Raw genomic sequence first — 1,470 nt, forward strand, 5'->3', positions numbered from 1 at the left:
ATTCTAAAAGACAATATCAAAAACAGAATTGCCGAAGTTGCAATTCAGAAAGGCGAATTGTTTTGTCAGCTCTGTGATGAAAAAGATTGTGTACATGTTGGCTTTGTATTTTCACTACCAGATGTATACGAAGTTCTAAACTCCAGAGGAATTAAAAATCCAAGATAAGGTGGAGGAGGTGGGATTTGAACCCACGAACTCCTGAGAGACAGGATCACCCATTATTTGATCTTAAGTCCTGCATGTCCAAAAGCACATAGTGCTTACTTTGGCCAGGCTTGATTACTCCTCCAAAAGGATGAAAATCTGAGTGAAATTTAACAGTTTAGAGGAAATCTACCCAGAATCAAGAATTATAAGGATTTTCTACAAGGTAAATTTGTGCTTCGATAGCTCAGCCTGGTAGAGCGTTACATTGGTAATGTAAAGGTCGCGGGTTCAGATCCCGTTCGAAGCTTGTAATTTTCCAATCAACTAATTCCAATTTTACGCAATTTACAAAATTTGTATTTAAGCTATCTCATGACTAGGAAAAAATTAGTTTCAGATCAAATTATTTTATGTAAAGCACTGTTAATGATTTTTGCAATAACAATCATTGAAACAAGTATACAGTCAAATTTCCAATTTACCCCCAAAGCCATTTGTAAAATGGGCTGGTGGAAAACGTCAACTAATTCCAATTCTAAATGAAAATTTACCAGAATCTTTTGGAACCTATTATGAACCATTTTTAGGTGGAGGTGCATTGCTTTTTCATATCCTTGCCGAAAGAAAGGATCAGAGATGTAGTATCTCAGATTTGAACTCTGACCTAGTTTTAACATACACTACAATTAGAAACAGAATAGACGAACTGATTTCATCTCTAAAAAATCACGAAAGAAATTATCATAAAGATTCTAAATCATACTATTATTCAGTAAGAGAATCAAGTCCCAGAAGCGAAATTGAAAAGACATCAAGATTGCTCTTTTTGAATAGAACCTGTTTTAACGGATTATACCGTGTAAACAGTAAGGGAAAATTCAATGTCCCTCTAGGGAGATACTCAAATCCCAACATAGTAAATGAAGGAAATTTGCGTTCAGTTAGTGCAATATTGCAAACAAACAAAGTTGCAATCAAATGCCAAGATTTTGAATCAGTATTACGAGATGCAAAAAAAGATGATCTGGTATACTTTGATCCTCCATACCAACCAGTTAGCGATACTGCCAACTTTACAAGTTATACCAACAAGAATTTCACATGTGAGGATCTGAACAGACTGGCAGAATTATGTTTGAAATTAGATTCTAAAGGATGCAAGGTTCTATTATCAAATTCAGACTCTAAAGATGTTGCAGATATGTTCTCAAACAAGTTTTGGAAAATTAACAGGATCCAAGCAAATCGTTCCATTAATTCAAACTCTAAAAACGAACTGGGCATTTTGAATTATTGATTAAAAATTATTAGAATATTTCA

General features: G+C 34.1%; 1 protein-coding gene and 2 tRNA genes. 2 read left to right on the forward strand and 1 reads right to left on the reverse strand.

Annotated features, from left to right (window positions below):
- Window positions 1–170: 170 nt before the first annotated feature.
- Window positions 171–292, reverse strand: a tRNA-Leu gene (locus tag BD31_RS00730).
- Between the two features lie 91 nt (window positions 293–383).
- On the opposite strand from BD31_RS00730, the gene BD31_RS00735 reads away from it, so the two are divergent.
- Window positions 384–457, forward strand: a tRNA-Thr gene (locus BD31_RS00735).
- Window positions 458–598: 141 nt separating this feature from the next.
- Window positions 599–1,447 carry a DNA adenine methylase gene (locus tag BD31_RS00740; RefSeq protein ID WP_008296959.1) on the forward strand — a complete coding sequence of 283 codons (849 nt, stop codon included), beginning with the start codon at window positions 599–601 and terminating at the stop codon, window positions 1,445–1,447.
- Window positions 1,448–1,470 lie beyond the last annotated feature (23 nt).

The organism is Candidatus Nitrosopumilus salarius BD31 (genome assembly GCF_000242875.2).
Lineage (GTDB): Archaea > Thermoproteota > Nitrososphaeria > Nitrososphaerales > Nitrosopumilaceae > Nitrosopumilus > Nitrosopumilus salarius.